Origin of the sequence: Streptomyces sp. NPDC047706 (genome assembly GCF_043204795.1) — a bacterium.
Lineage (GTDB): Bacteria > Actinomycetota > Actinomycetes > Streptomycetales > Streptomycetaceae > Streptomyces.
Genome location: NZ_JBIDCW010000015.1, coordinates 60,660 through 82,523, shown reverse-complemented (window position 1 = coordinate 82,523; position 21,864 = coordinate 60,660). Strand labels below are relative to the sequence as shown.

The 21,864-nt window shown below is 71.7% G+C and carries 24 protein-coding genes and 1 pseudogene; 14 read left to right on the top strand and 11 right to left on the bottom strand.

Features of this window, described 5'->3' with window-relative positions; translation table 11 throughout:
* Positions 1-336 precede the first annotated feature (336 nt).
* Entirely contained in the window at positions 337-1,527 is a 1,191-nt protein-coding gene (locus ACGF8A_RS19295; protein ID WP_393109635.1) for an MFS transporter, read from the top strand.
* Between the two features lie 150 nt (positions 1,528-1,677).
* Here the strand turns inward: ACGF8A_RS19295 and ACGF8A_RS19290 are convergent, their stop codons facing one another.
* Positions 1,678-2,238 carry a DinB family protein gene (locus ACGF8A_RS19290; RefSeq protein ID WP_393109633.1) on the bottom strand — a complete coding sequence of 187 codons (561 nt, stop codon included), beginning with the start codon at positions 2,236-2,238 and terminating at the stop codon, positions 1,678-1,680.
* A gap of 73 nt (positions 2,239-2,311) precedes the next feature.
* Positions 2,312-3,046, bottom strand: a complete 735-nt coding sequence (locus ACGF8A_RS19285; protein ID WP_393109631.1) for a TetR/AcrR family transcriptional regulator — start codon at positions 3,044-3,046, stop codon at positions 2,312-2,314.
* 59 nt (positions 3,047-3,105) lie between these two features.
* Here ACGF8A_RS19285 and ACGF8A_RS19280 point away from each other — a divergent pair, with 59 nt between their 5' ends.
* The 4 genes from ACGF8A_RS19280 (at position 3,106) to ACGF8A_RS19265 (ending at position 7,243) form a co-directional block, all read left to right on the top strand.
* On the top strand, positions 3,106-4,737 hold the full coding sequence (locus tag ACGF8A_RS19280) for an FAD-binding oxidoreductase (protein ID WP_393109629.1): 1,632 nt from the start codon (positions 3,106-3,108) through the stop codon (positions 4,735-4,737).
* Positions 4,738-4,911: 174 nt separating this feature from the next.
* On the top strand, positions 4,912-5,283 hold the full coding sequence (locus ACGF8A_RS19275) for a Rid family hydrolase (RefSeq protein WP_393109627.1): 372 nt from the start codon (positions 4,912-4,914) through the stop codon (positions 5,281-5,283).
* Between the two features lie 115 nt (positions 5,284-5,398).
* The gene (locus ACGF8A_RS19270; protein WP_393109625.1) at positions 5,399-5,746 is read left to right on the top strand and encodes a glyoxalase; all 348 of its coding nucleotides are present in this window, start codon (positions 5,399-5,401) and stop codon (positions 5,744-5,746) included.
* A gap of 57 nt (positions 5,747-5,803) precedes the next feature.
* Positions 5,804-7,243, top strand: coding sequence for a dihydrolipoyl dehydrogenase family protein (locus ACGF8A_RS19265; RefSeq protein WP_393109623.1), 1,440 nt, complete (start codon positions 5,804-5,806; stop codon positions 7,241-7,243).
* A gap of 35 nt (positions 7,244-7,278) precedes the next feature.
* Here ACGF8A_RS19265 and ACGF8A_RS19260 read toward each other — a convergent pair whose 3' ends face one another.
* From ACGF8A_RS19260 to ACGF8A_RS19240, 5 genes are all read right to left on the bottom strand, one after another.
* Positions 7,279-7,737 (bottom strand): carboxymuconolactone decarboxylase family protein, encoded by a 459-nt coding sequence (locus ACGF8A_RS19260; protein WP_393109621.1) that lies wholly within the window; start codon positions 7,735-7,737, stop codon positions 7,279-7,281.
* A 123-nt stretch (positions 7,738-7,860) separates the two neighbouring features.
* Positions 7,861-8,751, bottom strand: coding sequence for an RNA polymerase sigma factor SigJ (gene sigJ / locus ACGF8A_RS19255; protein ID WP_393109619.1), 891 nt, complete (start codon positions 8,749-8,751; stop codon positions 7,861-7,863).
* A 74-nt stretch (positions 8,752-8,825) separates the two neighbouring features.
* A complete protein-coding gene (locus ACGF8A_RS19250) occupies positions 8,826-9,143 on the bottom strand; it encodes an STAS domain-containing protein (protein WP_393109617.1) in 318 nt (105 codons plus the stop codon).
* Positions 9,140-10,480 (bottom strand): PP2C family protein-serine/threonine phosphatase, encoded by a 1,341-nt coding sequence (locus tag ACGF8A_RS19245; protein ID WP_393109615.1) that lies wholly within the window; start codon positions 10,478-10,480, stop codon positions 9,140-9,142. The genes ACGF8A_RS19250 and ACGF8A_RS19245 overlap by 4 nt, the downstream gene beginning before the upstream one ends.
* On the bottom strand, positions 10,480-11,280 hold the full coding sequence (locus tag ACGF8A_RS19240; protein ID WP_393109613.1) for an alpha/beta fold hydrolase: 801 nt from the start codon (positions 11,278-11,280) through the stop codon (positions 10,480-10,482). The genes ACGF8A_RS19245 and ACGF8A_RS19240 overlap by 1 nt, the downstream gene beginning before the upstream one ends.
* A gap of 167 nt (positions 11,281-11,447) precedes the next feature.
* Here ACGF8A_RS19240 and ACGF8A_RS19235 point away from each other — a divergent pair, with 167 nt between their 5' ends.
* The 4 genes from ACGF8A_RS19235 (at position 11,448) to ACGF8A_RS19220 (ending at position 13,842) form a co-directional block, all read left to right on the top strand.
* Positions 11,448-12,047 (top strand): sulfite oxidase-like oxidoreductase, encoded by a 600-nt coding sequence (locus ACGF8A_RS19235; protein ID WP_393109611.1) that lies wholly within the window; start codon positions 11,448-11,450, stop codon positions 12,045-12,047.
* Complete coding sequence (locus tag ACGF8A_RS19230) at positions 12,017-12,769, top strand: ferredoxin reductase (protein ID WP_393109609.1); 753 nt, start codon at positions 12,017-12,019, stop codon at positions 12,767-12,769. The genes ACGF8A_RS19235 and ACGF8A_RS19230 overlap by 31 nt, the downstream gene beginning before the upstream one ends.
* Positions 12,770-12,837: 68 nt before the next feature.
* On the top strand, positions 12,838-13,110 hold the full coding sequence (locus ACGF8A_RS19225; RefSeq protein WP_393109607.1) for a DUF6510 family protein: 273 nt from the start codon (positions 12,838-12,840) through the stop codon (positions 13,108-13,110).
* A gap of 72 nt (positions 13,111-13,182) precedes the next feature.
* Entirely contained in the window at positions 13,183-13,842 is a 660-nt protein-coding gene (locus ACGF8A_RS19220) for an RraA family protein (protein WP_393109605.1), read from the top strand.
* 204 nt (positions 13,843-14,046) lie between these two features.
* Here ACGF8A_RS19220 and ACGF8A_RS19215 read toward each other — a convergent pair whose 3' ends face one another.
* Both ACGF8A_RS19215 and ACGF8A_RS19210 read right to left on the bottom strand, forming a co-directional pair.
* Positions 14,047-14,964 (bottom strand): NADP-dependent oxidoreductase, encoded by a 918-nt coding sequence (locus ACGF8A_RS19215; protein ID WP_393109603.1) that lies wholly within the window; start codon positions 14,962-14,964, stop codon positions 14,047-14,049.
* Between the two features lie 590 nt (positions 14,965-15,554).
* Positions 15,555-15,986 carry a MarR family winged helix-turn-helix transcriptional regulator gene (locus ACGF8A_RS19210; protein ID WP_393109601.1) on the bottom strand — a complete coding sequence of 144 codons (432 nt, stop codon included), beginning with the start codon at positions 15,984-15,986 and terminating at the stop codon, positions 15,555-15,557.
* A gap of 74 nt (positions 15,987-16,060) precedes the next feature.
* On the opposite strand from ACGF8A_RS19210, the gene ACGF8A_RS19205 reads away from it, so the two are divergent.
* Positions 16,061-16,966, top strand: a complete 906-nt coding sequence (locus tag ACGF8A_RS19205; RefSeq protein ID WP_393109599.1) for an NmrA family NAD(P)-binding protein — start codon at positions 16,061-16,063, stop codon at positions 16,964-16,966.
* Between the two features lie 81 nt (positions 16,967-17,047).
* Here ACGF8A_RS19205 and msrA read toward each other — a convergent pair whose 3' ends face one another.
* A complete protein-coding gene (msrA, locus tag ACGF8A_RS19200; RefSeq protein ID WP_393109597.1) occupies positions 17,048-17,560 on the bottom strand; it encodes a peptide-methionine (S)-S-oxide reductase MsrA in 513 nt (170 codons plus the stop codon).
* 297 nt (positions 17,561-17,857) lie between these two features.
* On the opposite strand from msrA, the gene trxB reads away from it, so the two are divergent.
* Positions 17,858-18,853 (top strand): thioredoxin-disulfide reductase, encoded by a 996-nt coding sequence (gene trxB / locus ACGF8A_RS19195; protein ID WP_393109595.1) that lies wholly within the window; start codon positions 17,858-17,860, stop codon positions 18,851-18,853.
* A 151-nt stretch (positions 18,854-19,004) separates the two neighbouring features.
* Here the strand turns inward: trxB and ACGF8A_RS19190 are convergent.
* Positions 19,005-19,357, bottom strand: a pseudogene (locus ACGF8A_RS19190) (sensor histidine kinase); the annotation flags it as partial.
* A gap of 295 nt (positions 19,358-19,652) precedes the next feature.
* Between ACGF8A_RS19190 and ACGF8A_RS19185 the strand changes: the two are divergent.
* From ACGF8A_RS19185 to ACGF8A_RS19175, 3 genes are all read left to right on the top strand, one after another.
* Positions 19,653-19,940 (top strand): DUF3040 domain-containing protein, encoded by a 288-nt coding sequence (locus ACGF8A_RS19185; protein ID WP_393109593.1) that lies wholly within the window; start codon positions 19,653-19,655, stop codon positions 19,938-19,940.
* A gap of 419 nt (positions 19,941-20,359) precedes the next feature.
* Positions 20,360-21,097 carry a flavodoxin family protein gene (locus ACGF8A_RS19180; protein WP_393109591.1) on the top strand — a complete coding sequence of 246 codons (738 nt, stop codon included), beginning with the start codon at positions 20,360-20,362 and terminating at the stop codon, positions 21,095-21,097.
* A 139-nt stretch (positions 21,098-21,236) separates the two neighbouring features.
* Entirely contained in the window at positions 21,237-21,836 is a 600-nt protein-coding gene (locus tag ACGF8A_RS19175) for a DM13 domain-containing protein (protein ID WP_393109589.1), read from the top strand.
* Positions 21,837-21,864: the final 28 nt, after the last annotated feature.

Genomic DNA, 21,864 nt, shown 5'->3' with positions numbered 1-21,864 from the left:
CCTGGGCCGTTCGCGGGCCCCGCGCGCGGCTCGCCCGGGGCCGAGCCGCCTGGGGCGGTGAGCGCATGCCGGGCGCGAGCCCCCGGCGCTCGGAGTACGCCGTTCGGGACCCTCCGGGAGGCTCAGCGACGCCGCCACCGGCGGCGTCTGCGCCCGCGGTCCCGGAGCAGGACGCCGCCTCCGCGCCGGCCAAGGACGGCCCCCTGAAGGCCCAAGGCCGCGGCGTGGCGCGGCTGTCCGGACGATTCCGCTGTTCAGTGGGTCTCCCGCCCGCTCTCCCGCAGTGCTGGCGTGCCGGGTCGTGCCCGTTCGGCGCACGGGATTACCTTCGGCGGCATGGACGGCGTGCGCCGACGGTGGCGTGAGTGTGTGCTCGCGGGGGCGGTCTTCGCCGTGTGCATGGCCGGCACCACGCTGCCGACCCCTCTGTATCCCCTCTATCAGGAGAAGTTCGGGTTCTCCGAGTTCACGGTGACGGTCGTCTACGCCGTGTACGCCTTCGGGGTCATCGGCGTGCTGCTGCTGGCGGGCAACGTCTCGGACGCGGCGGGGCGGCGTCCGGTGCTGCTGTGGGGGCTGGGGTTCGCGGCAGCGAGCGCCGTGTGCTTCCTGTGCGCCACGGGGCTGGACTGGATATACGCGGGGCGGCTGTTGTCAGGGCTGTCGGCGGGTCTGTTCACCGGCGCGGCCACCGCGTACGTGATGGAACTCGCCCCGCACGGGGGCGACTCGCGGGCCACGTTCGTGGCGACGGCGGCCAACATGGGCGGACTCGGCTGCGGTCCGTTGCTCGCCGGAGTGCTCGCGCAGTACGCCGCCTGGCCGCTGTACCTGCCCTTCGCCGTGCACCTCGCGCTGGTGGCGGCGTCGGTCGCCGTACTGCTGCGCCTTCCGGAGACCGTAGGGGAGCGGACCCCGCTGAGCACCGTACGGCCGCAGCGGCCCGCCCTGCCCGCTCAGGTGCGGGCGGTGTTCGGACCCGCGGCGACCGCCTCCTTCGTGGGCTTCGCGCTGTTCGGGGTGTTCACCTCGGTCAGTCCCGCGTTCCTCGCGCAGTCCCTGGACGTGCACGATCACGCCGTGAGCGGGCTGGTCGTCGCCCTCGCCTTCTTCTCCTCGACCGCCGGGCAGCTGGCGGTCGGCCGCATCGGCGTGCGGCGTTCGCTGCCGCTGGGCTGCGCCGGGCTCTTCGCCGGGCTGGCGCTGCTCGCGGGCGCCCTGCACCGGGACCTGATCCTGCTGATCGTGCTGAGCGCGCTCGTCGGCGGAACCGGCCAGGGGCTGACGTTCCGCGCGGCGCTGGCAGCGGTGGCCCAGGCGTCGCCCGCGGACCGTCGGGCGGAGGTGATCTCCACGCTGTTCGTGGTGGCCTACGCGGGCATCTCGGTGCCGGTGATCGGTGTGGGGGCGCTGACGGACCCGCTCGGCCTGGAGGGCGCGGGGCTGGTGTTCATCGGGTGCATGGTCGCCCTCGTCTCGTCGGCCGCCGCCTACCTGATGCGACGGCCGGTTCCGGAGGAGACGTGAGCGCCGACGGGGCGCTGAAGGGGCCTTCGACGAGCCGGAGTCCGGCTGCCGGCGGCCGTCGGACGGCCCACGACGCCTCGCACGTGCGTCCGGACTCGGCCGTCCGGCCGGCCGTGCTGCGCACCCCGCCCGGCGCCTACTGCCCGGCGCCTACTGCCCCACCCGGCCGTCGATGCACTCGCGGAGCAGATCGGCGTGCCCGCAGTGGCGGGCGTACTCCTCGATGCGGTGCACCCACAGCTCCCGGACGGCCGTGCCCTCCTTGCCCACCCGGGTGCCGAGATCCGCGTACTCGGCCAACGCCGCGTCGGTCTCGGCCTGTTCGCGAGCGAGGTCAGAGAAGGCGGCCTCGACCAGTGCCTGTTCCGCCGCGGCGCCCTCGAAGTCCGCGTCGCGCGCTCCGTACAGCTTCGGTGCCGGGTCCTGTGGGCGGATCCAGTTGCGCCAGTCCCGCTCCACCTCGGCAAGATGCCGGACCAGGCCCAGCAGGGACATGGTCGACGGGGGCACCGACCGGCGCGCAAGGTCCTGCGGACCCAACCCGTCGCACTTCATCCTCAGCGTCATGCGATATCCGGTGAGGAAATCCTGCAGAGTCGCCAACTCGCCGTCCGGGCTTGCTCCCTCGCTGTTGCGAGGGTCCTCGTCGGGGTCGACCCACATGTCGGGGTAGACGCTTGCCTTTGTCCATCGCTCGGGTTCGTCGCTCACCGGTTTCACGGTGCCGAGCGGTTGCCGGACACGCAAGCGAATATTCAGGTACGCCGACGGGCGCGGGCGGCCGTCACGTTCGCCTCGGCCCGTCGCACCGGCGCACGTCCTGAGGTGTGCCGCCGGCGACCGCCCGCGACTGTGCGCCGAGTGCGTCGCGAGCCGTGGTGAACAGGCGGGCGCAGCGCTCGGCCATGGCATCCGCCGACTCGTCGGGATGGTTGATCCACCAGCGCACGAGGGCCGTGGCCAGACCCTGCCAGGCGTACCGGAGGGCGTCGGCGTCCAGGGAGTCGAAGGAGTCGGCTGCCAGCAGGACATCGGCGGTACCACGTGCCGCACACTCGTCGACGGCGGCCCGGTAGCGCCGTGCGCGGCGGGCGGCCTCACTGCCCTCGGGCAGTGAGGTGTCGTAGAGGACGAACCACGCCTCCCGCTGCCCCTCCAGTGCCCTGAAGAGGCCGTGCAGCACCTGCAGCGGTGTGGGCGACGCCGTCGCGCCGGCCGGGCCCGCGCCGCCCTTCAGCTCCTGGGCACGCGCGCCGGCGGTGTCCTCCATGGCGGCCCGGATGGCCGACAGGATCCGGTCGCCGACCGGGGTCAGGCAGGCGAGGTACAGGTCCTGCTTGGCACCGAAGTACTGGTGCAGCAGCGTCTTGGTGACTCCGACCCGGGCGGCGACGGCCGCGAGTGAGGTGCCCTCGTAGCCGCGGCGGCCGAACTCCTCCGTGGCCGCGGCGATGATCTGCTGCTCACGCTGTGCCCTGGGGACGCCTTTGGTGCCCGCTCGCGCGGAAGGGGTTGCCATGAAAGCAATTTACCACTAGGTAATTTACCTTCTGGTAAGTTCAGTGAAGGAGCCGGCCCATGCCCGACGAGACCATGGCGCGCACGTCCCGAACCCGTTCCTGGTGGGGATGGGGGTGGGTGGACGCCCATCCGGACGACGCCGCATGCAGGGCGCTGGGCGCCCTCGTCCCCGGCACCCTGGCGTGCCCGCTGCCCCGGCCCGAGGTGGCCGGCCTGCGCGTCGGCAGCCCGGCCGTCGACGCGCCGCGCAGCCTCGCCCACCTGGTGACGTACGACCCCGAGGCGCGCGCCGCCCACGCGATGGGCAAGGCCTATCGCGACGTCGCGCGCGCCCTGCGTGGCCGGCCGGGGCGGATCCCCGACCTGGTCGCCCGCCCGGCCCGTGACCAGGACGTGGCCGACCTGCTGGAATGGGCCGGTGAGCGGCACGTGGCCGTCATCCCCTACGGCGGCGGCTCCTCGGTCGTCGGCGGCGTCGAGTACCGGGGCGAGGAGCACCGCGCGGTGATGTCCCTGGACCTGACCGCCATGAACCGGGTGCTGGAGATCGACACCGACAGCCGTGCCGCCCGTATGCAGGCCGGTGTCCTCGGCCCCGACCTGGAGGGGCAGTTGCGCCCGCACGGGCTGACCCTGCGCCACTTCCCGCAGAGCTTCGAGTTCTCCACCCTCGGCGGCTGGCTGGCCACCCGGGCCGGTGGGCACTACGCCACCGTGCGCACCCACATCGACGACTTCGCGCAGTCGCTCCGTGTCGTCACCCCCGCCGGCACCAGCACCTCCTGGCGGCTGCCCGCATCCGGCGCCGGCCCCTCACCCGACCGCCTCTTCCTAGGCTCCGAAGGCACCCTGGGCGTCATCACCGAGGCGTGGATGCGTGTGCAGGAACGCCCTCGCCACAAGGCCTCCGCCTCGGTGTCCTTCACCGGGTTCCGCACCGCGCTCCGCGCCGTGCGTGCCCTCGCCCAGTCGGACCTCGCGCCCGCCAACTGCCGGCTGCTCGATCCCGGAGAGGCCGCGCTCTCCGGTGCCGCCCAGGACGGCAGCGCGGTGCTCGTCCTCGGCTTCGAGTCGCCGGCCGCTCCCGTGGAGGGCCGCCTCGGCCAGGCCCTGGAACTGGCCCGCGCCCACGGCGGCCGGACCGGGGCCGGCGCCACGACCCCGGGCGCACCGGCCGACGAGGCGGTCGGGGCATGGCGCTCCGCCTTCCTGCGCATGCCCTACCTGAGGGACGGCCTCGCCCGGATGGGCGCCGTCACGGAGACCTTCGAGACGGCCACCACATGGGACCGGCTGCCCGCGCTGATCGATGCCGTCCGTACGGAAGTGGGCACCGCCGCACTCAAGGCGACGGGGCACCCGGCGATCGTCAACTGCCGCCTCACGCACGTGTATCCCGACGGCGCGGCGCCCTACTTCACCGTGATCGCCGCAGGACGGCCCGGCGACGAGGTGGCCGTCTGGGACGACCTCAAGGCCGTCGCGGGCGACGTCCTGCACCGTCACCGGGCCACCGTCACCCACCACCACGCCGTGGGTCGCGATCACCGGCCCCACTACGACCTCCAGCGCCCGGAACTCTTCGCCCGGGTCCTGCGCGCCGCGAAGGAGGTCCTGGATCCCGGCGGGGTCCTCAACCCCGGTGTGCTGGTGGACGGCCGAAAGGCACCCGGCGACACATGTTGCTAGGCTCGAAATGGCCTGGTCGAGTGAATGGCGCCCCGCCGTGGGAGCCTCCGGCCGAGCGCTGGATCAAGGGCGGTCGTGCAGCTCCGGCACGCCGCGCCGCGGAAGCGTCCTGCGGCATTACCTGGATCGATGGAGATGTCAATGACTGTCCAGGCTCAAAAGTACGGTTTCGGCATGCCCTGGGAATCCCATTTCGGCTTCAGCCAGGCACTCCAGGCAGGTGAGACCCTGTACATCTCGGGACAGCTGTCCCACGACGAGGCCGGTGCGTTCGTCGGCGCCGACGACTTCGAACTCCAGGTCAGGACGACGTTCGCCAACCTGGACAAGGTCCTGCGGCAGTTCGGAGCCTCCCGCGACCAGGTCGTCGAGACCACCGCGCTGATCGTCGACCTCCGGCGGAATTTCGAGGTGCTCGCCCGCCTCCACGCGGAGTACTTCGCCGAGCACCGCCCCACGAGCACCGTGATGGGCGTGGTCGCCCTCGTGCTGCCGGAACAGCTCGTCGAAATCGGTGCCGTCGTGCGCCTCGACCTGGAGGCGTAGTCGGCATTTCCCCGCGGCGACGCGCGTCCGCGATCGCACGGGGCGGTCGTCAAGGCGTCGGCCCCGGCCCGGATCCGGGGCGCGTGGCCGGCACCCGAGGGAAGGTGATGACCAGATGGCCCTGACGTTCGAAGTCGTCGTGCTACCCGTTTTGGACGTCGACCGCGCCAAGGCCTTCCACGAGGGCCTGGGCTCCCGTCCGGACGTCGACCACTCGGACGACGAGGGGTTCCGGGTGGCTCATCACATCGTGGCGGCCCGGTCCGAACTGCAGGAACGGGGAGCCGACATGAACGGGGAGTTCCATGACGCCGGCGGCGTGTTCCACCACGCCGGGGAAGTGGGACGGGTCAGCGGCCCCGGGCCCGAGCGCCGGAGCTACGGATCGTTCGCCTCGTTCAGCGACCCGGACGGCAACGGACGGGTGCTCCAGGAAGTCACGGAACGGCTCCCCGGACGGTGACCCCGCGCGCGCCGTGACACGGACCCGCGAAAGCGGAAGAGAGACGCAGGAGCAGCAGTGGACGACACCTCCCGTACCTACGACGTCGTCATCATCGGCGCGGGTCCCGTCGGTGAGAACGTGGCCGACAGGACCAAGGCGGCCGGGCTCAGCACAGTGATCGTGGAGAGCGAGCTGCTCGGTGGCGAGTGTTCGTACTATGCCTGCGAGCCCAGCAAGGCGCTGCTCCGGCCGGTTCTGGCGCGGGCGGACGCCCGCCGCGTGCCCGGGCTGAGGAAGGCGGTGGCGGGACCACTGGACGTGCCGGCGGTCCTGGCGCACCGCGACGACATCGTCTTCCACTGGCAGGACGACGGCCAGGTCGAATGGCTGAACTCGGTCTCCGTCGACATCGTGCGAGGCCATGGCCGCCTGGACGGCCCCCGCCAGGTCGTGGTGACCACCCCCGACGGCGGCACCGTACGCCTCACCGCCCGGCACGTGGTAGCCGTCTGCACCGGCACCCGCGCCGCGGTGCCCGACCTTCCGGGCCTGGACGGGGTACGTGTCTGGACCAGTCGTGAGGCCACCAGTTCCTCTGCCGTGCCCGGGAGTCTCGTCGTTGTCGGCGGGGGAGTGGTGGCGGTCGAGATGGCCACTGCCTGGCGTGCGCTGGGGTCCGAGGTCACGCAGCTGGTCCGTGGCAGCGGTCTGCTCGCGGGCCGGGAGCCGTTCGCCGGGGAGCTGGTCGCCGAGGGACTGCGCGAGGCGGGCGTGGACGTGCGCTTCGGTGCCTCCGTCACGTCCGTGGCACGCGAGGACGGACCCGACGGCGGGGCGCGCATCACCCTGGCGGACGGTGAGCAACTCGTCGCGGACGAGATCCTGTTCGCGACCGGACGCGCGCCACGTACCGACGACATCGGTCTGGAGACCATCGGCCTCACCCCGGGCGACTGGCTGCGGGCCGACGCCACCTGCCGGGTGACTGCCGTGGAGGACGGCTGGCTCTACGCCGTCGGCGACGTCAACCACCGCGTGCTGATGACACATCAGGGCAAGTACCAGGCCCGGATCGCGGGCGCCGTCATCGGAGCGCGCGTCCACGGCGAACCGCTCGACGACGGCAAATGGGGTGCCCACGTCACGACCGCCGACAGCGAGGCCGTGCCCCAAGTGGTCTTCACCGATCCCGAGGTCGCCTTCGTCGGCCTGACCGCACAGGAGGCGGATCACGCCGGGCGCCGGATCCAGGTGGTCGACAACGACTTCCTGAGCGTGGCCGGCGCCGTCCAGTACGCGGAGGGCTTCCGCGGCAAGGCCCGTATGGTGGTCGATCTGGACCGTGGCACCGTGATCGGCGTCACCTTCGTGGGACCCGGCGTCGGGGAGATGCTGCAGTCCGCGACCATCGCGGTCGTCAGCGAAGTTCCCGTCGAGCGGCTGTGGCACGCCGTGCCCGCGTTCCCGACGATCAGCGAGGTGTGGCTGCGCCTGCTGGAGGCGTACCGCGGGTAGGCGGGGCCGGGCCCCGAAGGCTCACGGCGCCGAGGTCAGTCCCGGACGGGGTACCGGCTGGTGATCGCGACACGGTTGAAGGCGTTCATCACCGTGGCCAGCCACGCCACCGCCGACACCTGGTCCGCGGTGAGCACGGCCGCGGCGGCGTCGTAGTCCTCGTCGCTGACGTGTCCGTCCGCCACGCCCGTGATCGCTTCCGTCAGCCGCAGCGCGGCGCGGTCGGTCTCGGAGAAGTAGCCGGTCTCCGCCCAGGCGGGCAGTACGGCGATCCGGTCGGGGCTCTCGCCCTTCTTCAGGGCGTCACGGGTGTGCAGGCGCAGGCAGAACGCGCAGCCGTTGATCTGGGACGTGCGGATCTTCAGCATCTCGACCAGGAGCGGGTCGAGGCCCGCCGCGGCGGCCGCGCCCTCGGCCTCCGCCGACAGGGCCATGAGGGCCTTGTAGGGGGCCGGGTGCTGCTTGCCCATGTTGACGCGCTGGGTTTCGGTCATGGTTCCTTCGCTTCGTCGCCGGCCCGCGTCGCGGGCCGTCCCGGTGGCGCGGCGGGCGGCGGCTCGCCGCCGCACGCCGCGGTCTCACCAGGGAGACGAGGCAGCAGCTCGCGGTGTGACGGCTCAGACGTGAGGAAGTTTCCGCGGGTTGAGCACCCTGCGGTAGGTGGTGATCAGGCCGTCCGTGATCTGCGCCGTGTCGACGGAGTGGACCCGCCCCTCCCGGCGGAACAGCAGCGCCGGCTCGCCGCCGACCTCGACGACCTGGATGCGGTCGGGACGCCGCTGCCGCACCAGCCGGACCATCACCTCGGCGACCCGCTCTCCACCGAAAATGGGCTTGCGCGCCGCGGAGACCTCCCCGCCGCCGTCGGTGACGAAGACGGCGTCCGGATGCAGAAGCCTGATCAGCCCGGCGAGATCACCCGCCTCGTAGGCAGCGCGGAACGTCGCCAGCACCCGCTCCCGTTCCGCCCTGGGCGCCTGCGGCACGGACTGCTTCGCCCGGGCCACCCGCCGCCGGGCCCGCGAGGCGAGCTGCCGGGCACCGGGCACGGAGACGCTCAGCACGTCCGCGATCCGGGCGAACTCGAGCCCGAAGACGTCGTGCAGGACGAAGGCAACCCGCTCCGGCGGGCTCAGCTCCTCCATGATCAGGAGCATCGCGGAACCGACGGACTCGTCGACGAGCACGGGTTCGGCCGCGTCCGGCCCCGTCAGCAGTGGTTCCGGCAGCCACGGGCCGACGTAGGTCTCCCGGCGCAGGCGAGCACTCCGGAGGATGTCGTACGACCGGCGCGCCGCCACCGTCACCAGCCAGGCCCGTAGATCGCGGACGTCACGCAGATCCGCTCCCGCCGCCCGCAGCCACACGTCCTGGGTCACGTCCTCGGCGTCGGCCACGCTGGCCAGCAGCCGGTAGGCCACACCGAACACGGCGGGCCGGTGCGTCTCCCACGCGGCTGCGAGCAGCTCGTCCTGGTGGGACGGTCCAGGCATGCGCCCGTCACCCATCGCATCGCATCCTTGTCAGCCTGTGGTTCCAGCGTAGCCGTCCAGGTCCGGCACGTCCGCCGGTGGACCGGTGGTCAGGCGGGGTTGATGGTGAAGACCTGGTCGAGGCCCACCAGGGTCAGGACGCGCAAGGTGTTGTCCGGGACGCCGGACAGGACGATGTCCGCTCCCGCGGCCATGGCTTGCTGGCGGGCGGCGAGGAAGGCGGTGATGCCGCTGGAGTCGCAGAAGGTCAGACCGGTCAGGTCGATGACGAGGCGCTGGCCGGCCAGCAGGGTCAGGGACTCGACCCGTTGGCGCAGGGCCCCGGCGCGTGCGTGGTCGAGGTCGCCGGCGACCTCCAGGACGCATCCGGTGGCGGTGATTCGTTCGGTGATGTTCAGCAAAGTCATCGATCGTGGTTCGTTGCCGGTCGGGAATGCGGACGGACGGCGGGAACGCCGAGGGCGAGCAGAGCGGTGTCGTCGTCGAGGCCGGCGCCGAAGCTGTCGAGCAGTTCCGTCAACGCGGCGACGAGTTCCTGCGCGGTGGCGGGGGCGCGGGCGGCGACGAAGGCGTGCAGGGCGTCTTCGCCGTACAGGCTGTCACGGCCGGGGCCGGTACGCGCCTCGGTCAGGCCGTCGGTGTACAGCAGCACGGTGTCGCCGGGCCCGAGCGTGGTCCCGGCGGTGGCGAAGGGCGCGGCGGGCAGCACGCCGACGAGCAGGCCCCCAGCGGTGGTCAGCGACTCGACTTCCCCCGTGGACCGCAGGACCAGGGCCGGGGGGTGGCCGCCGGAGGCGACACGGATGGTGGGGCCGTCGCCGGTGCCGGTGTCGACGACGCCGAAGACGGCGGTGCAGTAGCGGGGGTCACCGCCCGCGGTGTACCGATCGTGCAGGACGGCGTTGAGCGTGGCCAGGGCGGTGGCCGGGTCCGGGTCGTGCAGCGCGGCGGCGCGCAGCGTGTAGCGGGTCAGCGATGTCAGGGCCGCGGCCTGCGGGCCCTTGCCGCACACGTCGCCGAGGAAGAAGCCCCAGCGGGTGCCGCCGATGGGGAACAGGTCGTAGAAGTCGCCGCCGAGTTGGTAGGCGGAGGCGGCGTGGTAGTAGACGGCCGTGTCCATGCCGGGCACGGCGGGCAGCGAGGTCGGCAGCAACGACTGTTGCAGCACGGACAACGCGTCGGCCAGCCGCGCCCGGTCGGCCTCGGCCTGCCGACGTGCCACTTCCGCCTCCGCGCGCGCCAGCTCGGCCTCGGCCCGGGCCTGCTCGGCCTGCCGCTTGCGGTGCAGGAGTTCGGCTTCGTACGCGCGGCGGTCCGTGGCGTCGAAGACGGTGGTGCGGATCAGCAGCGGTTCACCGTCGCTGCTGCGCTTGAGCACGGAGGAGACCAGCACCGGCAACCGGGCACCGCCCGTGACCTTCAGGTCCAGGGCTATGCCGGTGACCTCGCCCTGCATCCGGAGCAGGGGTGCGAAGTGCGTCTCGTGGTAGAGCTTGCCGCCGACGGTCAGCAGATCCGTGAAGCGCAGCCGGCCCACCACCGCCTCACGTTCCATGCCGAGCCAGCCCAGCAGCGTGGCATTGATCCTGGCGACGGTGCCGTCCATGAGGGTCGAGAGGTATCCGCACGGAGCGGATTCGTACAACTCCTCGGCGCTGTCCTCCATCAGCGACGTGAACACCGCGCTGATGTCCGTCTCGTCCCCGGTGCCGGAGGGATCGGGATCCTGGTCGGCCCGGCACATCACAGGGACCGCAGGAAGCCGAGGATCGCCTCAGCGGTGGCTTGTGGTGCGCTGAGCTGCGGGCAGTGTCCGGTCGCGTTCAGGGTGACCAGGCTGGAGGAGGGGATGGCGGCGTGTACGTACGCGCCGACCTCGCGCGGGGCGATGACGTCCTCGACGCACTCGAGCACCAGTGTCGGCACGCGCACGCCCTTCAGGTCCTGGCGGCTGTCGGACAGGAACGTGGTCCGTGCGAAGACCCGCGCGATGTCCGGGTCGGTCGCGCAGAAGCTGTCGGTCAGCTCCTGCCCGAGCCCGGGACGCTCAGGATTGCCCATGATGACGGGGGCCATCGCCGAGGACCACCCCAGATAGTTCGACTCCAGCGACTGGAGCAGCTCGTCGATGTCCCCGGCGGAGAACCCGCCGCGGTAGCCCTCGTCGTCGATGTAGCGGGGAGAGGGTGCCACCATCACCAGCGCCCCGATCCGCTCCGGCGCCGCCTGTGCGGCCAGCACGCCGACCATGGCGCTGACCGAGTGCCCCACGAGAACCGCCCGGCGAAGATCGAGCTCCTCACAGACCTCCACCACGTCCTGGGCGTAGCCGTCCAGCGACGCGTAACGCTCCTCGCTCCAGGCGGACAGGTCCGAGCCGCCGGAACCGACGTAGTCGAAGAGCACGACCCGGTGGTTCTCGGCCAGAGCGGGAACGACCAGGCGCCACATGTTCTGGTCGCAGCCGAAGCCGTGCGCCAGCACCACGACCGGGCCGTCCGGGCGGCCGGTCACCACGACGTTGTTCCTGCTGCGGACATCCATGCCGCTCATCCTGCCATCCGGTCCGGGCCCGCCCGGACGCCGGTCACGGCACAGGGGCACCCGGCCGCGCAGGAGCGACGCCCTACCGGGGCTTCGCCGCCGAGATGCTGTGCCGGGCGATGTCCTGAAGAATGGGATGAGGCCACATCGCAGAATGGGGGCACGGCATGCCCGTCATTTCACGCGGATTCCACGGCCGAGCGCGCGACGCGCGGCACAAACTGCCCCCCGGGCAGTACGAGACCGGCGACTTCCCCGTACTGTCGGCAGGTCCGACCCCCGTGCTGGACCATGACGAGTGGGAGTTCACCATCCGCACGGAGACAGGCGCGCGGCACAGCTGGAACTGGGCGGAGCTTCTGGCGCTGCCGAGTCAGACGCCCACCGTCGACCTGCACTGCGTCACCAAGTGGTCGAAGTTCGACACGGAATGGCAGGGAGTCTCCCTGGACCTGCTGCTGGAGGACGTGGAGACCGGTGCCGAGTACGCGCTCGTGCACTCCTACGGTGACTACACCACCAACCTGCCCCTGGCAGACCTCCTCGACGGGCAGGCGTGGATCGCATACCGCTTCGACGGCGACGAACTCGCGCCGGAACACGGCGGCCCGGCCCGGCTGCTGGTGCCGCACCTGTACTTCTGGAAGTCCGCCAAGTGGGTTCGCGGCATCCAGCTGCTCGACGAGGACGAACGCGGCTTCTGGGAGACCATCGGCTACCACGACTATGGGGACCCATGGCGGGAGCAGCGGTATCAAGGCGACTAGGGGACCGACTGCGCTGGAAGACGGCCCGTCTTGTCGATCGGCGCGTCGAGTCGGCGGTGGCCCGCACCCTCGTCTTCGAGGTGCCCGACTGGCCAGGCCATCAGGCCGGGCAGCATGTGGACATGCGGCTGACCGCGGAGGACGGCTACAGCACACAGCGCAGCTACTCGCTGGCTTCCGCACCCGACGGCGAGAGCGTCGAGCTGACCGTGCAGCGCGTCGACGACGGCGAGGTGTCCCCGTACCTGACGGATGACCTCGCCGTCGGTGACCCCGTGGAGTTGCGCGGACCGGTGGGCGGCTGGTTCGTGTGGCGGCCCGAGCAGAAGGAGCCCGTTCTGCTCGTCGGTGGCGGCTCCGGTCTGGTACCACTGATGGCGATGATCCGCACCCGCCGTGCGGTGGGCAGCCGTACGCCCTTCCGGTTGGTCTACTCCGTGCGCAGCCCCGAATACCAGCTGTTCGCCCCGGAGTTGAGGCAGGGCGACCCGGGCCTGGACAAGGCATACCTCTACACCCGTTCCACCCCGCCGCAATGGCCGCGGCCTCCCGGACACGTGACGGCCTCGGATCTGTCCGGCGCGGGATGGCCACCGGACTTCGAACCCACCTGCTACGTCTGCGGTTCCACCGGCTTCGTCGAATCGGCCGCCGGCCTGCTGGTGGCCCTGGGTCACGAGCCCGGCCGCATCCGGACCGAGCGTTTCGGACCCGGTGGCTAGTGCTGGACCGCTGCCCTGGCGGAGCCGGGTCGCATCCGGTTCCCCGAATCGAAGGGAGCTGCATCCCGATGACCTCGACGCCGGGTTTCCTCGACGGCAATGCCGCCGCCGGCGACCTCCAGGCCCTGTTCGGAACCGACATGACGACCGCCTGGGGGCGCTGCCGCGGCTGCGGCGAACAGATGATGCTCGCCCGGACCCATGCCTACCTCGACGGTCCTGGGACGGTGCTGCGCTGTCCCGGCTGTGAGGGCGTTCTGCTGCGCCTGGTCCGCTCTCCCACGGAGACCTGGCTGGACGCGAGCGGACTGGACCACCTCAGGATGCCCATACCCGGATGACGACGTACGACGTGGCCGCGGGCCGCGGCGTGAGCGCCCGCGACACCGCGGCCCGTCGGGTTGGGAGATCTCATGGCAGAGATGGACGACCGCCTGAAAGAGCTCGCCTCGCGGGTGCGGACCCCCGACGTGGTCGATGCCATGGGACGGATGCACCGCCACCGGTGTCACATCGACGACTTGGTGACTCCCACCCCGGGCCGAGTCCTCCTGGGCCCCGCTCTGACGATCTCCTATCTCCCGTCCTGCGCCGAGTCCCTGCCCCCTGAGCGGTTCAGTTTCACCCGGCTGTTCCACGATGCCGTCGAGGACGGCGCGCGGGGCCGGGTCCTGGTGCTCGCCGGCAACGGGCATCCCCACGTTTCACTCGGCGGCGGGACGAAGCTCTCGCTGGTGGCCGCGCAGGGGCTCGCGGGCGTCCTGGCCGACGGCCGGCTCCGGGACTTCGTCGAGATCGCGACCCATGAGCTCGCCGTCTACTGTCTCGGTCAGACCTCCAAGTGGGGCGGCGACGTCGTCACGCCGTTCGAGGTCAACCGGCCGGTCGTCGTGTCCGGTGTGACCGTCCGGCCGGGCGACCACGTGTTCGCCGACGTGTCCGGCGCCGTTGTCGTCCCCGCCGCGCAGGTCCTCGCCGTGTTCGAGGAGGCCGACAGGATCGCGCAGACCGAGGAGGCCTTCGCCGAGCGCGTCCGTGACGACAACCCCACCGACAGCGGTTCCGGGGGCTAGCGGAGCCGGTGCGCCGCTCAGCGACCGGGGCGCGCTGCGTGACCTCCTGGATCATCGGTCGCCGGGGTCGCCGGGGTCGCCGGGGTCGCCGGGGTCGCACGAGGAGCCGTAGGAGGCGCCGTCGGCCGGCTGGGCGGGGGACGCTCGATGTCCGCGACGACGAGGTGGACGCCCTGGACCGAGCCCGGCGCGGCTGCCCGGTGCTCAGGCCACGCGGATGACTGTCTTGCCGGCGGTCCCCTTCTTGGCGCGGAACGCCTCCGGCGCGTGGTCCAGCGGGTGCACGGCACCGACCAGCGGGCGCAGCCGTCCCTCCACGTAGCGGCGAATGACCTCCAGGAGGTGACCGCGATCGGGTTCGACGATGAAGTACATGGCCCGGCCGTCCTCCGGACGCACGCGCGGCGGCTGGGCGATGCTCACCAGGGTGCCACCGGGACCGACCACGGCTGCCGACCGATCGAGCACCTCCCCGCCCAGTGCGTCGAAGACGAGATCGACGCGGCCTGCCGCCTCCTGCCACCCCGGTTGGCCGAGGTCGAGGAATTCCTCCGCGCCGAGTTCCAGCACCCGCTCCCGGCTCCCCGCACGCCCCGACCCGACCACGCGTGCCCCCGCGTCGTGGGCCAGCTGTGTCGTGGCCATTCCCACGCCCCCGCCCGCACCGTGCACGAGCACGCTCTGCCCGGCCTGAAGTCTTCCGTGGACGAAGAGGCCCTGCCAGGCGGTGAGCCCCGGCATCGGCAGGGCAGCCGCCTGCACATGGTCGATTCCCGCGGGCAGCGGAGCCAGATTGCGCGCCTCCACCGCCACGTACTGCGCGAGGGCGCCGTCCCGGTTCCAGTCGGTCAGCCCGATGACACGCTGACCGACCGAGAGCCCGGTGGTGCCCACCGCGACCTCGGCGACCTCACCCGACACCTCGTGCCCGGGGATGACGGGAGCGCGGTCGCGGCCGCTGCGCTCGACCCACGAGCCCGGCCAGGACAGTTCGTCCGGGGTGAAGGAGGCCGCGTGCACGCGCACGATGACGTCGCCCTCGCCGGCGTACGGATACGGTGCCTCCTCCAGGACCAGGCCGTCCGCGCCCGCGTCACGGTCGTGCGTCCGTACTGCTTTCATCGGCGCTCCCTCCGGCTGCGGAAGGCGGGGCCCCCTCCTCTCCAGGATGACCGGGTACCGCCCGCGAGGCGATTCGGGGCGCCGCCCCACGTCCTCACGAAGGTGTTCGCAATCGGACACATAGTGCTTCGTGCGGTCGTGCGGTCGTGCGGTCCAGTGGAGGGGTGTGACCGGATAGGGGCAGCCACATGCGGTGATCGGCGATCCGCTGCCGGCGGCTCCCGCAGCCATGCGACCCATCCAAGAAGGCAAGGACCTTTTCGTGGATCTCTGGGGACGTCGTCCACGACGGTGCGGGCCAGGAGTGCCTGGCGGGTCCGCACCCCGACGGCGCCTCCTACGGCTCCTTCGCCACCTTCAGCGCCCCGGACGGCAACGGCTGGGTGCTCCAGGAGGTCACGCAGCGCGCCCCGGCCGCTGACCGTCGCCACCGCAGCGCATGACCGGCACCGGACCACCTGGGCGCGAGAGAAGCCCGCGCCCAGGTGGTCCGTCGGCACGTGGTCCAACGGGGTTGGTCCGCCGGAGGCGGGACGGTGGCGGGGGAGCGTCGTGGGAGGGTGCGTCGCCCGCAGGGGGCGTGGCCCGCCCTACTCGCCCCAGGGGTGGAAGCCGGTGTGAAGGACGGCTTCCAGGGACGCCCGCAGCCGGGCGGCCTCCTCGGCGCCGAAGCCTGCCTCGAACCGGTACTGCACGGACTGCCGGTGCGGCAGCGCAGCCTTCAGCCGGGAGCGTCCGTCCGACGTGATCGTGACGATCCGTACGCGGCGGTCCCGCGCCGACTGCTCGACGGTCACGAGGCCCTCCCGCGCGAGCGGCCTGAGGTTCGAGGCCATCGTCGTGCGGTCCATGGCGATCATGTCGGCGAGTGCGGAGATGGTCGTCTCACCGTGCTCGCTCAGCTTCTGGAGGATGCTCAGTTGCGTGCCGCGCAGGCCGACGGGAGCCAGTGCCTTGTCGTACGTCGCGCCGATGTACCGGGCCGCCTTGTGCAGGGCCAGGTTGTTGCAGGGATATGCCAAGAACTCCCGCCGCTCTGCCCGCACACGCGCGTGTGATCACGCGCCGACACGATCGGTGAGGGCAAGATCGGGTCATGGTGACCAGCAATCTCGTACTCATCGCACACACCGGTGGCGTCGGCCGTACGGTTCTCGAGGAGCTGCGCGCGCGGGACGTGCCCGTGCGCGCGATGGTCCGCCGGGACGACGAACGCGCGGCCGAGCTGCGCGCGCTCGGCGCGGAGGTCGTCGTAGGAGATCTGACCCGGCCCGAGAAGGTCGCGGCCGCCCTGGAGGGCGTCGCGCGGATGTACTTCGCCATGCCCGTGTCGCCGGACCACCTGCTGGCGGCAACCGTGGTGGCCAGTGTGGCGCGTGCGGGCGCGCAGCTGGACGGGCTGGTCGGCATGTCACAGATGACGGTGTCGCAGATGACCGCCACGAGTACGGCCGAGTCGCATCAGCAGCGGCTGCACTGGCTGGCCGAACAGGTACTGAACTGGTCCGGTCTGCCCGTGGTGCACATCCGGCCGACGGCGTTCCTGGACAATCCGCTGTTCACCGCGTTGCCGGCACTGTCGATCCGCGAGAACGGCACCATCACGCTGCCCTTCGGCTCCGGACGCACCTCGCCGGTCGCCGTGTCCGACGTCGCCCGGGTGGTCGCGACCGTGCTCCGGGACCCCGCGCCGCACGTGGGAGAGGTCTACGAGCTGACGGGCCCCCGCACCATGGACATGACCGGGATGGCCGAGGAGTTCTCGCGGGCCCTGGGACGACCGGTGTCCTACGTGGACATGCCGCCCGAGCAGTGGCGGGCCGAGGTGCTCGCCAAGGTGGGCCTGCCCCCGCACACCGAACAGCACATCCTCACCATGGCCCGGCTGCACCGCGAGAACCGCTACGACCGAGCCACTCACGACGTCGAACGCGTCACCGGCATCCCCGCCCAGTCGGTCGAGGTGTTCGTCGCCGCACGCCGGGACTTCTACCTGGGTTAGGGGCTGGTGCTTGGCCACAGGGCTCTGCGGTCGCGTCGTCCCGCGGCGAACGGCACGACGCGACCGCTCGGGCAGCGGTTGTCAGTCCTTCGCGCGGGCGGGAAGCCGCCAGCCCGGACGGACGAAGTGGCAGGTGTATCCCTCGGGGTAGCGCTCCAGGTAGTCCTGGTGCTCGGGTTCGGCCTCCCAGAAGGGGCCGACGGGTTCGACCTCCGTCACGACCTTGCCGGGCCACAGGCCGGAGGCCTCGACGTCGGCGATCGTGTCCTCGGCCGTCGCCTTCTGCTCGGCGTCCACGTAGTAGATCGCCGAGCGGTAGCTGAGGCCGATGTCGTTGCCCTGCCGGTTCTTCGTCGTCGGATCGTGGATCTGGAAGAAGAACTCGAGCAGCGTGCGGAAATCGGTCCGGTCGGGGTCGTAGGTGATCTCGATCGCCTCGGCGTGAGTCCCGTGGTTGCGGTACGTGGCGTCGGGCACGTCGCCGCCCGTGTAGCCGACGCGGGTCGACAGCACCCCGGGGAGGCGCCGGATCAGGTCCTGCATGCCCCAGAAGCACCCCCCTGCGAGAACCGCCCTCTGTGCCTGCTCTGTCATGTCGGTCCTCCGCGTAGCGTCGTCGTGGCTTCCCCGCGTGGGGAGAGGCGCCCGCCGGAGGCTCGTTCACCGGTCACCGGAGCAGAGGCGCTTCAGCCCCAGAGTACGGCGACGGGACAAGTCCGACGCCGACGGGATGCGCGCCGATCCTGACCGGTGCATGGTGGACTGGTCTGCTGCCGGGACCACGCCTGCCGGTGGCACGGGTCGGGCCCTTGATTGGGTACGCAGTGCCGACCGCCGCCGAGGTCTCACCGTGGCGGGTGTCCGGCAGCCTCGCCGAGGTAGGTGATCGAGATGAATGAGACCGTCCGGCAAGTGATCATCGTCGGCTCCGGCCCGGCCGGCTACACCGCGGCGCTCTACGGAGCACGCGCACTGCTGCGCCCGCTGGTCTTCGAGGGCTCCGTCTCCGCCGGCGGCGCGTTGATGAACACCACCGATGTGGAGAACTATCCGGGCTTCCCCGAGGCGGTACTGGGCCCGGACCTCATGGACAGGATGAGATCCCAGGCCCAGCAGTTCGGTGCCGAACTGGTCCGGGACGACATCGTGGAAGCCCGTCTCGCTGAGGAGGTCAAGGAGGTCGTCGACAGCGCGGGGCAGACGCACCGTGCGAGGGCGGTCATCCTTGCCACCGGGTCCAGCTACCGCGAGCTGGGGCTGGAGAACGAGAAGAGGCTGTCCGGGCGCGGCGTGAGCTGGTGCGCCACCTGTGACGGCTTCTTCTACCGCGACCAGGACGTCGTGGTCGTCGGCGGCGGTGACTCCGCGCTGGAGGAGGCCAACTTCCTCACGAAGTTCGCCCGCTCGGTCACCCTCGTGCACCGCCGTGACAGGCTTCGCGCCTCGAAGATCATGCAGGAGCGGACCCGCCGCAACGAGAAGATCCGGTTCCTGTGGAACCACGAGGTGATCGACGTTCTGGGCCAGGACAAGGTCACCGGTGTACGCGCGCGTGACGTGAACTCCGGGGAGGAGACCGACCTGGCGGTGACCGGGATCTTCATCGCGATCGGCCACGATCCGCGCGTCGAGCTCGTCAGGGACCAGGTCTCCCTCGACCACGCCGGCTACATCGCCGTGGAAGGCCGGTCGACGCGCACCAACCTCAACGGCGTCTTCGCGTGCGGCGACGTCGTCGACCACGAGTACCGGCAGGCGATCACCGCCGCCGGGACCGGCTGCGCGGCGGCTCTGGAGGCCGAGCGCTACCTCACGGCGCTCGACGACTGCGTGACCGCCGACGAAGCCCGCCTGGAGGCGATGGCCGTGGCCGAGCTGGTGCACTGACCCGCGTGGGCGCTGATCACCGAGGTGGCGCGCGGCACCCGGACTCGCCGACGCCGGGGACGAGGACGCCGGCGCTCAGGGTTCGACATCGGGGACGTGCCCGTAGGCGATGCCTGACGGACAGCCCCGGGATGGGTGGACTCGGTGGCGGTTCCTGGGCGCGAAGGGCGCGGGCGCTGCTGGTGGCGCGCTCCTCCTCGAGACGGTCGGGCATCGTGTTGAACGCCGTGACCGGTGCCGCGATCTCTCCGTGCCCGCCGACCACGCAACGCCGGCCCGGGCGCGGCAGACCGGTGGTCGTCATGGCTCGGGTGAGGCGGTCCGGAGCAAGGCCGACGCGAGGCAGGAGGGGCGTCGGCGACGAGCATGGCGGCCGGTCCCCCGGTGAGCAGCGGCCTCGGTGAGCAGGACCGGGGTGGAGACGGTCACCGGCCCGAGCAGCAGAGCGGTGGCGGCAAGGAGCACAGGAGCGTTCAGCAGGAAGATCCACCAGAACAGGGGCACCTCGTTTCGCCTCCTCGACGTGTTCCTGGCGGGCCGCCATCATTCATCGTGAGCGCTGCCCGACCGGCCGCCATCCGTGACGGCACCCATGTGCCGCCGAGGAAGGGGGACGGCGGCGGCGGCTCGTGCCGGCCGGCCGCTCGACGGGACGGAGGCAGCCGCCGACGGCGGGCGGTCGCCACGGGGCGGAAGGCTGGAGTCCGGGCGGGGCGGCCCGAGGCCGGCGCCCTGCCGTGTGCCAGGGGCCTGACCGCCCGACGTTTCGGCGGGGCCGCGAGCCCAGGAGGGAGGCGCCATGCCTCAGTCCGACGAAGAACGCCTGGTCGCTCTCGCAGCACGGTGCGAGCGCGACGATCCGCGATTCACCCGCGCGCTGGGAGCGGGCCGTCCCGTCCGGCCGCGCGAGTACCGGCGTGGACGGGCCTGGTGGACCGTGGCGGTCGCCGTGGCCGTCCTGGTCACCGGCGCCGCCGTGGCCGATGGACTGCTCGTCACCAGCGGCCTGATCCTGGCCGGCATCGGCGCCCAGCTGTTCGACCCCCACCGCACCCGCCCCCGGCGGTGCCCACGCCCACCGCACTGAGGGAGGGCCGCGCGCTCCGGGACCACTGCGGCCTCAGGTCGCCCCCGCACCCCTGCGGTCGACGCGGTGGTCCTCGTCGCCCCTCCCCGAGGTGGTGCCGCCCGCGGCCGCTTCCTGAAGCGGGCAGCACCACCGGTCCATCGAGGCCTACGTCCCGCGCGTCCCGGCCGGCGCGATTCGTGACGCGCTCACACTAGGGCGGCAGCCCCCGCGCACCGCGGACCGCGCGTGCCACGTCACGACTCCGTAGGACGACCGCTCGGGCACCCACCGCCGGGGCCGGCGCACGACGCGTCTTCGGGCGCGCCCGGAAACCACCATGTGGCGGTGCGTCGCAGGGGGACACCGCGCGCTTTCCGCGAGACGCTGCCGGGGTCGCCCCGCCCCACACCCTTTCCGCTACACCCCCGGAGTCCGCCATGGCAGCACCGTCCGTCCCGTCCGCCGGGGACGGTTACCGCTTCGACGACCTGCGTGCGCTCTTCGTCAACTGCACGCTGAAGCCGTCCCCCCAGCTCAGCCATACCCAGGGGCTGATCGACAAGAGCCGGGGCATCATGGACGCCCACGGGGTGACCACGGAACTCGTTCGCGCGGTCGACGAGGACATCGCGCCGGGCGTCTACCCGGACATGACGGAGCACGGATTCGCCACCGACGCCTGGCCGGCGCTGTACGAGCGGGTGCTCGCCGCGGACATCCTCGTCCTGGCCGGACCCATCTGGCTGGGCGACAACAGCTCGGTCACCAAGCAGGTCATCGAGCGCCTGTACAGCTGCTCCAGCCTGCTGAACGCGCAGGGTCAGTACGCCTACTACGGGCGGGTCGGCGGATGCCTGATCACCGGCAACGAGGACGGCATCAAGCACTGCGCCATGAACGTCCTCTACAGCCTGCAGCACCTCGGCTACACGGTCCCGCCGCAGGCCGACGCGGGCTGGATCGGTCCGGCCGGGCCCGGACCCTCGTACCTGGACCCGGGCTCGGGCGGCCCGGAGAACGACTTCACCAACCGCAACACCGCCTTCATGACCTGGAACCTGATGCACCTGGCGGCGATGCTCAAGCGCGCCGGCGGCATCCCTGCCCATGGCAACCAGCGCTCGGAATGGGACGCGGGCTGCCGGCCGGGGGCGGACAACCCCGAGCACCGCTGAGCGGACCGCTGTCCGGTACTCCCGCGCCTGCGCGGACGGTCCGGCGTAAGGGTTTCGTCATGCCCTGCGTGGCACGGGAGGGCTCCCGCTTGCGTTGAATGGGAGGGCAACAGGAGAACTCCCAGGAGATGAGGCGGAAATGGCGCGCGTGCGCAGGGTACTGACTAGGCCGTTGGTCATCGCGGTGCTGGTGGTGGCGGTCGGCGGGGCCGGCTTCGGGCTGTACTGGTTCCAGCCGTGGAAGCTGTGGCAGGACAAGACCGTCGAAGAGGCCCTGCCGGGGGTCGTGGAGACCTCGGCACCCCCCGCCTCGGAACCCTCAGCCGCGGCGCCCTCCGCCGCGGCTCCGCAACGGTCCCCCGGGCAGCCCTCCCCGGCCGCCGGTCCGCGGACGCTGGCGAGCGGTGAGCTGATCAGTCATGAGCACGAGACATCGGGCACGGTGAAGCTCGTCCAACTGGCGGACGGCTCCCACGTCCTGCGGCTGGAGAACCTCGCGACCAGCAGCGGGCCGGACCTGCGCGTCTGGCTGACCGACGCGCCGGTGAAGCAGGGGACGGCCGGGTGGCACGTCTTCGACGACGGCGAGTACGTCAGCCTCGGCGCACTCAAGGGCAACAAGGGGAACCAGAACTACGCCCTCCCTCGTGACGTGGACCCGTCGGGCTACAGCAGCGTGTCCATCTGGTGCGACCGCTTCGACGTCTCGTTCGGCGCCGCCGAGCTGGCTCGCGCCTGACGACGCCGGGGAGGCAGGTGGGCAACCG

What these genes read in the sequence shown, in the direction of transcription:
- ACGF8A_RS19295 (WP_393109635.1), top strand. Translation starts at nt 337, where the DNA reads ATGGACGGCGTGCGCCGACGGTGGCGTGAGTGTGTGCTCGCGGGGGCG.
- ACGF8A_RS19285 (WP_393109631.1), bottom strand. Translation starts at nt 3,046, where the DNA reads ATGGCAACCCCTTCCGCGCGAGCGGGCACCAAAGGCGTCCCCAGGGCA.
- ACGF8A_RS19280 (WP_393109629.1), top strand. Translation starts at nt 3,106, where the DNA reads ATGCCCGACGAGACCATGGCGCGCACGTCCCGAACCCGTTCCTGGTGG.
- ACGF8A_RS19275 (WP_393109627.1), top strand. Translation starts at nt 4,912, where the DNA reads ATGCCCTGGGAATCCCATTTCGGCTTCAGCCAGGCACTCCAGGCAGGT.
- ACGF8A_RS19270 (WP_393109625.1), top strand. Translation starts at nt 5,399, where the DNA reads ATGGCCCTGACGTTCGAAGTCGTCGTGCTACCCGTTTTGGACGTCGAC.
- ACGF8A_RS19260 (WP_393109621.1), bottom strand. Translation starts at nt 7,737, where the DNA reads ATGACCGAAACCCAGCGCGTCAACATGGGCAAGCAGCACCCGGCCCCC.
- sigJ (WP_393109619.1), bottom strand. Translation starts at nt 8,751, where the DNA reads ATGGGTGACGGGCGCATGCCTGGACCGTCCCACCAGGACGAGCTGCTC.
- ACGF8A_RS19250 (WP_393109617.1), bottom strand. Translation starts at nt 9,143, where the DNA reads ATGACTTTGCTGAACATCACCGAACGAATCACCGCCACCGGATGCGTC.
- ACGF8A_RS19245 (WP_393109615.1), bottom strand. Translation starts at nt 10,480, where the DNA reads ATGTGCCGGGCCGACCAGGATCCCGATCCCTCCGGCACCGGGGACGAG.
- ACGF8A_RS19240 (WP_393109613.1), bottom strand. Translation starts at nt 11,280, where the DNA reads ATGGATGTCCGCAGCAGGAACAACGTCGTGGTGACCGGCCGCCCGGAC.
- ACGF8A_RS19235 (WP_393109611.1), top strand. Translation starts at nt 11,448, where the DNA reads ATGCCCGTCATTTCACGCGGATTCCACGGCCGAGCGCGCGACGCGCGG.
- ACGF8A_RS19230 (WP_393109609.1), top strand. Translation starts at nt 12,017, where the DNA reads ATGGCGGGAGCAGCGGTATCAAGGCGACTAGGGGACCGACTGCGCTGG.
- ACGF8A_RS19225 (WP_393109607.1), top strand. Translation starts at nt 12,838, where the DNA reads ATGACCTCGACGCCGGGTTTCCTCGACGGCAATGCCGCCGCCGGCGAC.
- ACGF8A_RS19220 (WP_393109605.1), top strand. Translation starts at nt 13,183, where the DNA reads ATGGCAGAGATGGACGACCGCCTGAAAGAGCTCGCCTCGCGGGTGCGG.
- ACGF8A_RS19215 (WP_393109603.1), bottom strand. Translation starts at nt 14,964, where the DNA reads ATGAAAGCAGTACGGACGCACGACCGTGACGCGGGCGCGGACGGCCTG.
- ACGF8A_RS19205 (WP_393109599.1), top strand. Translation starts at nt 16,061, where the DNA reads ATGGTGACCAGCAATCTCGTACTCATCGCACACACCGGTGGCGTCGGC.
- msrA (WP_393109597.1), bottom strand. Translation starts at nt 17,560, where the DNA reads ATGACAGAGCAGGCACAGAGGGCGGTTCTCGCAGGGGGGTGCTTCTGG.
- trxB (WP_393109595.1), top strand. Translation starts at nt 17,858, where the DNA reads ATGAATGAGACCGTCCGGCAAGTGATCATCGTCGGCTCCGGCCCGGCC.
- ACGF8A_RS19185 (WP_393109593.1), top strand. Translation starts at nt 19,653, where the DNA reads ATGCCTCAGTCCGACGAAGAACGCCTGGTCGCTCTCGCAGCACGGTGC.
- ACGF8A_RS19180 (WP_393109591.1), top strand. Translation starts at nt 20,360, where the DNA reads ATGGCAGCACCGTCCGTCCCGTCCGCCGGGGACGGTTACCGCTTCGAC.
- ACGF8A_RS19175 (WP_393109589.1), top strand. Translation starts at nt 21,237, where the DNA reads ATGGCGCGCGTGCGCAGGGTACTGACTAGGCCGTTGGTCATCGCGGTG.